The sequence below is a fragment of the Kribbella sp. NPDC002412 genome, from assembly GCF_053592935.1.
Genome location: NZ_JBSFBL010000044.1, coordinates 70343 through 78615 on the forward strand (window position 1 = coordinate 70343; position 8273 = coordinate 78615).

The window sequence follows — 8273 nt, forward strand, 5'->3', positions numbered from 1 at the left end:
TGTGTGATTGGGTTGTTCCGGGTCGGTAACCGAGCCGGAGGAGGCGCCACGGATGTATGCCGTCATCGACACCGAGACGACCGGCCTGCTGCCCACTCATCGGCACCGGGTGATCGAGATCGCCGTGGTGCTGCTCGACGCGCGTGGGCAGGTGGAGCACGAGTGGGTGACGTTGGTGAATCCGCAGCGCGACCTCGGACCCCAGCACATTCACGGGATTCTGACGGCCGACGTGCTGGCCGCGCCGGAGTTCGGCGACGTCGCGCGGGAGCTCGGCGGGTTGCTGGCCGGGCGGATGGTTGTCGGGCACAACGTCGAGTTCGACCTCGGGTTTCTGCGGGCGGAGTTCGGGCGGCTCGGGGTCGCCGTACCGCTGATCACCGAGCGGTCGATGTGCACGATGGCGCTGGCCGGTTATCTGTATCCGGGGGCGAAGCGGACGCTCGGCGCGTGCTGCGCGGCTGCTGGGATTTCGCTCGAGGGCTGGCACTCGGCGCTGGCGGACACGCGTGCGACGGCGGAACTGTTCGGGCGGTATTTGCAGGCGTTTCCGTCGCCGCCGCCGTGGCAGTGGGCTTACGAGGAGATCCGGCGGTTGCCGTGGCCGGCGTTGCCGGGGGCCGAGTTCACGCCGACGGTGCGGCCGGTGCATGCGGGTGGGCGGCATGGGTGGATGAGCCGGATCGTGGATCAGCTGCCGCGGGTTCCCGAGCCGCCGCAGGCCGACTCGTACCTTGCGCTGCTCGACGGGATCCTCGCCAACCGCGAGATCACCGCGGCCGACGCCGACCAGCTCGTCCAGGTCGCGACCGAGCTCGGGCTGACGCGGTCGCAGGTGCACGAGCTGCATCGGTACTACGTTTCCGCGCTGGCATCGGTGTCGTGGGGCGATGGTGAGATCACAGCGGACCAGCGCAGCGATCTCGACCGGGTCGCGGTGATGCTCGGTCATCGGGTGTCCGACGTGGACGACGCGTTGCTACGGGCGAGCTCCGGGCGGTACGTCGTACCCGCTCGTCCTGGCGCGCAGGGGTTCCCGCCGGGGAGCACGATGGTGTTCACCGGCGACATGATCGAGCCGCGCGAGGTCTGGTGGGACCGCGCCGTCGCCGCCGGCTTCGCTCCCCAGGAAGCCGTCCGCCCCGACACCACCTTCGTCGTAGCCGCCGACGTGGACAGCCTCTCCGTCAAGGCCCGAGCCGCCCGCGACTACAACATCCCCATAATCTCCACCGAAGACTTCCGCCGCCTCCTCCCCAAAACCCCCGAACACCACCCCGCCTAACCCAGCGCGAGCCACATGGGTGCGCTGGTCGGTGGCTGAGGGGGTGGTTGCGAGAAGGTGAGGCCGTGTGGGGGGTGGGATGTGGGTAGGGTCCGGGTGTGGAGATTGGGGAGTTGGCGCGGCGGGTTTGGGATAGTGCGCATCTGACCGGGGAGTTCGTGTTGCGGTCGGGACAGGTTGCGACCGAGTACTTCGACAAGTACCGGTTCGAGGCGGATCCGGTGTTGCTGGATGCGATTGCGGAGGCGATGGTGCCTCTGGTGCCGGCGGACACCGAGGTGCTTGCTGGGTTGGAGATGGGTGGGATTCCGGTGGTGACGGCGCTGGGGCGTCGTACCGGGTTGCCTTGTGCGTTTGTGCGGAAGGAAGCGAAGGCGTACGGGACGCGGAGGCTGGCCGAAGGAGCCGAGACGTCGGGGCGGCGGGTGACCATCGTCGAAGATGTTGTTACCACCGGCGGTCAGATCGTGCTGTCCACCGAGGAACTGCGGTCCCGGGGCGCCGACATCGCCCACGCCGTCTGCGTCATCAACCGCAACGACACCACCCCGAGACCCCTCACCGACGCCGGCCTCACGCTGCACGCACTCCTCACCGCAGCCGACCTAGCCGCCCAGGCCAACCAACCCCAACCCCGCTAACCCACCCCACGCCCTGCGCCGCCTGCACCCCGCGGCGGGCTTGAACACGCTCTGGGGTGTTGGGACAAGGTATTCCCTGTACAAGCCCACTGGCGCGCGTGCAAGCCCACCGGACCCTGTGTTAGCCCGCGGGCGGTGTTCAAGCCCGCCTGCCGGTGGGTGAGGTGGCGGGATGCGGTGGCGTTATTCGGGTTCGTCCGCGGTTTCTCGTTCTATTTCGAAGCGGAGTTGTTTGCCGGAGCGGATGCGTTCTATGGCGGCCAGGCAGGCGGCTTCGCTCATGTGGACGCCGATCTCGCCGAGTTTGTGGCGCAGCACCAAGGCGGCGTCTTCGGGGGAGCGGGCGCTGGACTCGTTGATGGCCTCGATCGTCGTGGCGGTGAGCCGCTCGCGGACGTCCGGGTGAACCTCGTGGATCTCGTGCGTGATTCTGAACTCGGTCATCGCGACTCGCTCTCCTTCTTCGCCCGTGTGGACTTGCCGCTGACTCCAGCGTAGATCCAGGTACCCACTCCCGGCCCTCAAGCGAGGACGCGATTTACGAATCCTTCAACTCGCGCGCTGAGCCGCTCGGCGCGGATCTCCGGGGATGCGGTTTCCCCCTGCGGCACCTCGAGCTCGCGGAGCCCGCGCAGGTACAGCGAGCAGGCCAGGTCGGCGCAGATGTACAGCCCGACGGTGTTGCCGTCCCGGCCGGCCGAACCGGCGCGCCGGGCCGCGAACAGCGCCACGTCGGTGACCTGGTGAGCGGTGTTGCAGAGGTCGCACAGCCCGGTCCCGCGGCGCGGCTTGCCGGTCGCCTGGGTGTTCAGCGCGACCCCGATCGCTCCGCTGTCCCGCCGTACGACGAGGTAGGCGCGGTTGGGCGCCTTCGGGTCCCGCCAGCCGAGGTAGTCGAGGGAGTCCCAGGGCAGTTCGGTGAACCCGCGGGGCAGGGTCATCGCCTTGACCAGGCTCTTGGACGAGTTGACGAACGAGCGCCTGATCTCCTCGGCGCTGAGCGGTTGCACGACGGTCCTCCGATCCTTCGGCCACCCATCACACCTGCCGCGCCGCGCGACCTGCAACCGAATATCCAGCTGGTTGCTACCGGCAACGGCCAGACGCGCCGACACCCGGGGTGGACAACCGGACGCAATGGGTGAAAACTGTACTATGCAAACTTCAACTAATGAGTCCTCTGGAGGAATCTTAGATGGCCAGCGAGTACGCCGCTCTGTCCGGTGACTACACGATCGACACCGCGCACAGCCGGGTCGGGTTCGTCGCGCGGCACGCGATGGTGACCAAGGTACGGGGGTCGTTCAACGAGTTCGAGGGTGCGCTGCACCTCGACGGCGAGAACCCGGCCAACTCGTCCGGGCGGGTGACGATCCAGGCCAAGAGCATCGACACGCGCAACAGCCAGCGCGACGACCACCTGCGCAGCAACGACTTCCTGGACATGGACAACCATGCCGAGATCTCGTTCGTGTCGACCGGGGTCAAGCAGGACGGCGACGCCAACTTCACGGTCACCGGGGACCTGACCGTGCGCGGCGTGACCAAGTCGCTGGACATCCCGTTCGAGTACACCGGATCGGCGACGGACCCGTTCGGCAACCAGCGGGTCGGGCTCGAGGGCTCGGTGGTGATCAACCGCAAGGACTTCGGCGTCAACTGGAACGCGGCGCTGGAGACCGGCGGCGTGCTGGTCAGCGAGAAGGTGACGCTGGAGATCGAGGTTTCGGCGATCAAGAACAGCTGAGCCGCCGAGACAAGCTCGGGTACCACGTGGTGGCCGCGTCGAGCGGCGGGCCGGTGGATATCGGGCGTGGAGAGTGCAGCCCCGCGGGTGACCAGGAGTCATCCGCGGGGCTCGTCTTTTGTGGGTTTGTGGCGGTGGGATCACGATCGGGGTGGGAGTGGTTGGGCGGTACGGCCGGGTGGGGACACTGGGGTTAAGTGCCGGCTAGGTCGAGGGGTCCGCCGATGATCGACACGAGGTTCGGGCGTTGGTTGGCGCCCCTGTTCGGGCGGCGACGGGCCGGTCGCCGTACGCCGGAGTCGTTCCGCCCGCGCGGGACGAGTTCGCGGGTGAGCCGGCTGGCGGCTCGGTACGACGCCGACGTCGACCTCGCGCTGCAGCGGCTCTGGCCGAAGGCGCGGATCTACCACGACCGCGAGTTCACCCGGGACCGGGCCGACTTCCTGCTGGTGGTGCGCGGGCGTGGCGTGATGGTTGAGACGAAAGTGAAGAGCGACCCCGGGGTGTTCCGCGGCTCGACGCTGCCGCCGCTGCTGGATCGGCTGCAGCGTGACGGTCGGCGGCTGGTCGTCGTACTGAATCAGGGAGATCCGACGCCGGCCCGTGAGTTGGTCGCCAGCAAGTTGGGCGACAAGGGCTGCGTGGTCGTGTGGTCGGGCCCGGAGCACGACCGCGACCTTCGCGATGCGGTCGAAGCCCTCTTGCACCAGATGGTGCGGCACGCGTGAGCTAGCAGGCGTTGGGGGTAGTGCGGCCGCCGTCGACCAGCCAGCGGGACTGGTGTTGCTCCACTCGCATCTCGTCGAGCCAGCGGGTCGGGGTGGTGGCGGGAAGGACGGCTCGGCCCTTGGAGTCGACGGTGCGCGCCTGGGTGGTGTCGTAGCAGGCGCTGACGATGACGCCGCTGGAGGCGAGGGTGCGCTTGGCCCACAGGACCTTGGTCGGCCCGGTGTTGTGGAGCTTCTTGGTGCGGTAGTACTTCGCTTGGGCGCTGATCGCCTGGAACAGGTTCGGTGTCATCACCGGCGCGAGTTGCTTGGTCTTGCTGCCGCCGCTGCGCATCATCGTGTCGAGGGCGACGCGGTACTCGTAGTAGGCGTTCACGACCGGGTCGGCCTGGCCGGCGCTGCCGAGTTGCTCGGTGAGCTCGTTCTTCGAGGCCTTCTTGGCGCCCGGGGTGGAGGCCGCGACGTCGGACGACCCGTCGTTGCCGCAGCCGGCCAGCGTCACAGCCGGGAGCAGCGTGGCGATCGCCACCAGGTTCCGAATGCGCATGTGGGTCCGAACCTCCTGTCGGGCGCGGCGTGGCCGCTTGCGCCGTCGGGCACCCAGGAGTGCACTGAGCCAGTGCACGCCGTCCGGCACTGACCGTGTAACGCTGTGACACGGACGGTGGTCACTGTGACGTGGATCACAGTACGATCACGCCGCACCCCCTACCGGGGTAGCGGGTGCTGGTTGGCTCCGTGGCCGGATGTCTGGCGGGCCGCTGATTTCTAGCCTCGATCTCAGGAGCTGAGACCTGAGGAGAAGGCATGACGGACACAATCACCCCGCGGCGGACCGAAGCGGGCCGACCGGTATCCGGGCGCAGCATGCTTGCCGTCCGGTTGGTGCAGTCGATCGGGTACGACGTTCGCCTCGTGCTCGTCGGCGCCCAGACGATGGCCGACGCGGTGCTGGGGGAGGACCGCACGGCCGGCCGCCGGGAGCAGTTGGTGGCGGAGGCCGAGCGGAAGTCGGCGGCGAAGGTTGCGATGCGACGGAAGCCCGGCGCGGTGCGGGACGTGGGGTCCGGCGAGGGCTTGGCGCCGGAGGCGGTGTGGGGGCCGGGGCGTGGTGCAGGGGTGGTGCCGGGGCCGGGGCTCGGGCCGGGGCGTGGTGCGGGGGTGGTGCCGGGGCCGGGGCGTGGTGCGGGGGTGGTGCCGGGGCCGGGGCGTGGTGCAGGGGTGGTCCCGGGGCCGGGGAGTGGTGTGGGTTTGGCGCCGGGGGTGGTGTTTGGGCATGGGGTGATGACGGCGGTGTTGGGGGTGGTGAGTTGGTTTTTGGTGGTGCTGTTGGGGATGGCGGTGGTCCGGGGAGCGTTTTACGGGGTGGTCACCGAGGGGCCGTATGGGGCGGGGACTTGGGGTGGGCCTACCAAGGCGGGGGCTTGGGTGGTGCACGCGGGGGTTTCGGTGCCGATCATCGTCGGGTTGTTGTTCGGGTTTCGGGGGATTCAGTGGTTGCACGTGGCTTCGGTGCGGCGGCTGTACGGGCTGGCCGAAAGATGGGTGCTGCCGGCAACTATTGCGGCGGGTGGCGCGGGGATGTGGCTGATCTGGGCTTGGATTCAGCAGCTGTGACACCGCGCGGACTAGGGTCCGAAGAGTGAACCGACGATGGAGGTGGGTCGCCGGCTTGGGGGTCGCCGCCTTGGTGTTCCTGACCGCCCTGGACCTGTACCAGCACTACCGCGTCCCGATGAGCGCCATAGCCGGGCTGGCTCTGGCGCGAGGCCTCGGGCTGGCGCTGGCCTGGTCGCGCCCCCGAACCGCCATCGTTGTCTCCCTGCTCGTCACCGCGATCATGGCCGCGATCACCGTGCCCGACCCACCAAGCGAGCCGTGGCCGTGGGGGACGACAGCAGCGTTCGGTACGTCGTTCGTCCTCGCAATCGCCGGCGCCCGCGGACTGGGCCGACGCGAACTGGTGGTGTGGTGGACAGCCACGCAGGTCGTGGGTGCCGTTGCTCTCGCGTTCGCACCAGACCGTGGCAGCTGGAGCTCGTTGCTCGTCATGGCAGGACTGTCAGCGGTCGCGGTTGTCGTCGCCGACCTACTGCGGTCGAGGACCGAGACGCGCCGCCGGTTGGCGGAGCAGGAGGTCATCAGCAAGGAGGAGCGGGCCGAACGGGCGCGCCTGCAGGAGCGGGCGCGGATCGCGCGTGAGCTCCACGACGTCGTCGCGCACCACTTGTCTGTTGTGGTCGTCCGCGCGGACAGCGCGCCGCACCGGCTTCCGGCATTGCAGGACGACGCCAGACAGGAGTTTGTGGAGATTGCCGACGCGGCGCGCGCGTCGCTGACCGAGATGCGGCGAGTGCTGCAGTTGCTGCGCGATGACGAGCCGACGCGAGAGCTGGGTCCGCAGCCTGGGCTGGAGCAGCTCCCCGAGCTTGTCGCGACCACGAGGCGAGCTGGAGCGGATGTGCACCTGGACGACGGCGTGCCGAGCGGACTGGATCCGGCTGTGGAGTTGGCGGCGTACCGGATCGTGCAGGAGGCGCTCAGCAATGCGGTCCGCCATGCGCCGAGGTCGGCGGTGCAGGTGACGGTACGGCGAGAGGACCACGCGCTGAAGCTGATCGTCCGGAACGGTCCGGGACGAGCCGCAGGACAGCCCGGGGGCGGCCAGGGGCTGGTCGGGATGCGGGAGCGAGTGGCACTGGTGGATGGGAGTGTGAGCACCGGGCCGACCCCCGACGGCGGTTATCTGGTGGAGGCGTCGATACCGGTGGAGGAGGTGGCGAGTGGCGATCCGGGTGCTGGTGGTTGACGACCAGGAGATGGTGCGGGCCGGGTTCACCGCGTTGCTGAACGCGCAGCCCGATCTCGAGGTCGTCGGCCAGGCGGGTGACGGGGCCGAGGCGGTCGCGCTGGCCGCCGAACTGCGTCCCGACGTGATCCTGATGGACGTCCGCATGCCCGTCATGGACGGCCTCACCGCAACCCGCCACATCCTGGCCGCCGAGCCCGCCGAACCCGCTCGGGTCGTCATGCTTACTACGTTTGATCTTGATGATTATGTGTATGCCGCTCTGCGGGCGGGGGCGAGTGGGTTTCTGCTGAAGCACTCCACGCCGGAGGAGTTGGCGAATGCGGTTCGGGTGGTGGCTGCTGGGGATGCGTTGTTGGCGCCGTCGGTGACGCGGCGGCTGGTGGAGGACTTCGCCCGCGTGCAGCCCGTCGTGCCGATCAACCCGGTCCACCTGACGCCGCGTGAGACCGACGTACTGCGGCAGGTCGCAAGGGGACTGTCGAATCGGCAGATCGCCGCGGAGCTCGTGCTTGCCGAGCAGACTGTGAAGTCGCACGTGAGCAACATCCTGACCAAGCTGGACCTGCGGGACCGCGCCCAGGCCGTGGTCTACGCCTACGAAGCCGGCGTGGTGTCACCGGGCCCACGCCACTGAGGGAGGACGCATGGAGGTGCTCGAACGGCTGCGGGGTCTCTGTCTCGCGCTGCCGGAGACGACGGAGCGGCCGAGCCACGGGGAGCCGACGTGGTTCGTGCGGGACAAGAAAGTGTTTGTGATGTTCGCGAACCAGCACCACGACGACCGGATCGGGTTCTGGTGCGCGGCGCCGCCCGGGGTGCAGGAGGCGCTGGTCGAGGAGGATCCCGAGCACTTCTTCAGGCCGCCGTACGTCGGTCATCGCGGCTGGCTCGGGGTCTACCTGGACGTCGACGGCGTGGACTGGGACCACCTCGAGGACCTGGTCGAGAGCGCCTACCGGCAGATCGCGCCGAAGACCCTGATCGCCAAGCTGGACGCGCTCTAGCTGTACTCGGTCATGAGGTTGGTGACAGTCGGCTGGTGGGTGGTTGGCCGCCGAGT

General features: G+C 68.8%; 11 protein-coding genes. 8 read left to right on the plus strand and 3 right to left on the minus strand.

The window, feature by feature from the left end:
* Positions 1-52 precede the first annotated feature (52 nt).
* Positions 53-1285 (plus strand): exonuclease domain-containing protein, encoded by a 1233-nt coding sequence (locus tag ACWCOV_RS30135; RefSeq protein WP_449832703.1) that lies wholly within the window; start codon positions 53-55, stop codon positions 1283-1285.
* 98 nt (positions 1286-1383) lie between these two features.
* Positions 1384-1926 carry an orotate phosphoribosyltransferase gene (gene pyrE, locus ACWCOV_RS30140; RefSeq protein WP_449832704.1) on the plus strand — a complete coding sequence of 181 codons (543 nt, stop codon included), beginning with the start codon at positions 1384-1386 and terminating at the stop codon, positions 1924-1926.
* Positions 1927-2109: 183 nt separating this feature from the next.
* On the opposite strand, the gene ACWCOV_RS30145 is transcribed toward pyrE, so the two are convergent.
* Together ACWCOV_RS30145 and ACWCOV_RS30150 are read right to left on the minus strand one after the other, a co-directional pair.
* On the minus strand, positions 2110-2370 hold the full coding sequence (locus ACWCOV_RS30145) for a hypothetical protein (RefSeq protein WP_449832705.1): 261 nt from the start codon (positions 2368-2370) through the stop codon (positions 2110-2112).
* Between the two features lie 77 nt (positions 2371-2447).
* On the minus strand, positions 2448-2936 hold the full coding sequence (locus tag ACWCOV_RS30150) for an FBP domain-containing protein (protein WP_449832706.1): 489 nt from the start codon (positions 2934-2936) through the stop codon (positions 2448-2450).
* Between the two features lie 185 nt (positions 2937-3121).
* Here ACWCOV_RS30150 and ACWCOV_RS30155 point away from each other — a divergent pair, with 185 nt between their 5' ends.
* Complete coding sequence (locus ACWCOV_RS30155; RefSeq protein ID WP_449832707.1) at positions 3122-3673, plus strand: YceI family protein; 552 nt, start codon at positions 3122-3124, stop codon at positions 3671-3673.
* A 224-nt stretch (positions 3674-3897) separates the two neighbouring features.
* Positions 3898-4401 (plus strand): hypothetical protein, encoded by a 504-nt coding sequence (locus ACWCOV_RS30160; protein ID WP_449832708.1) that lies wholly within the window; start codon positions 3898-3900, stop codon positions 4399-4401.
* Position 4402: 1 nt separating this feature from the next.
* Here the strand turns inward: ACWCOV_RS30160 and ACWCOV_RS30165 are convergent, their stop codons facing one another.
* Positions 4403-4948 carry a hypothetical protein gene (locus tag ACWCOV_RS30165; protein WP_449832709.1) on the minus strand — a complete coding sequence of 182 codons (546 nt, stop codon included), beginning with the start codon at positions 4946-4948 and terminating at the stop codon, positions 4403-4405.
* Positions 4949-5208: 260 nt separating this feature from the next.
* On the opposite strand from ACWCOV_RS30165, the gene ACWCOV_RS30170 reads away from it, so the two are divergent.
* The 4 genes from ACWCOV_RS30170 to ACWCOV_RS30185 are packed head-to-tail and all read left to right on the plus strand — an operon-like array spanning position 5209 to position 8217.
* The gene (locus ACWCOV_RS30170; protein WP_449832710.1) at positions 5209-6018 is read left to right on the plus strand and encodes a hypothetical protein; all 810 of its coding nucleotides are present in this window, start codon (positions 5209-5211) and stop codon (positions 6016-6018) included.
* A gap of 25 nt (positions 6019-6043) precedes the next feature.
* Positions 6044-7210, plus strand: a complete 1167-nt coding sequence (locus tag ACWCOV_RS30175) for a histidine kinase (RefSeq protein WP_449832711.1) — start codon at positions 6044-6046, stop codon at positions 7208-7210.
* A complete protein-coding gene (locus tag ACWCOV_RS30180) occupies positions 7185-7847 on the plus strand; it encodes a response regulator (RefSeq protein ID WP_449832712.1) in 663 nt (220 codons plus the stop codon). Before ACWCOV_RS30175 ends, ACWCOV_RS30180 begins: the two co-directional genes overlap by 26 nt.
* Before the next feature lie 10 nt (positions 7848-7857).
* Entirely contained in the window at positions 7858-8217 is a 360-nt protein-coding gene (locus tag ACWCOV_RS30185; protein WP_449832713.1) for an MmcQ/YjbR family DNA-binding protein, read from the plus strand.
* The last annotated feature ends 56 nt before the right edge of the window (positions 8218-8273 follow it).

Excerpts from the sequence above, each read along its gene's own strand:
- ACWCOV_RS30135 (WP_449832703.1), top strand. The coding sequence starts at position 53 with ATGTATGCCGTCATCGACACCGAGACGACCGGCCTGCTGCCCACTCAT.
- ACWCOV_RS30145 (WP_449832705.1), bottom strand. The coding sequence starts at position 2,370 with ATGACCGAGTTCAGAATCACGCACGAGATCCACGAGGTTCACCCGGAC.
- ACWCOV_RS30155 (WP_449832707.1), top strand. The coding sequence starts at position 3,122 with ATGGCCAGCGAGTACGCCGCTCTGTCCGGTGACTACACGATCGACACC.
- ACWCOV_RS30160 (WP_449832708.1), top strand. The coding sequence starts at position 3,898 with ATGATCGACACGAGGTTCGGGCGTTGGTTGGCGCCCCTGTTCGGGCGG.
- ACWCOV_RS30165 (WP_449832709.1), bottom strand. The coding sequence starts at position 4,948 with ATGCGCATTCGGAACCTGGTGGCGATCGCCACGCTGCTCCCGGCTGTG.
- ACWCOV_RS30170 (WP_449832710.1), top strand. The coding sequence starts at position 5,209 with ATGACGGACACAATCACCCCGCGGCGGACCGAAGCGGGCCGACCGGTA.
- ACWCOV_RS30185 (WP_449832713.1), top strand. The coding sequence starts at position 7,858 with ATGGAGGTGCTCGAACGGCTGCGGGGTCTCTGTCTCGCGCTGCCGGAG.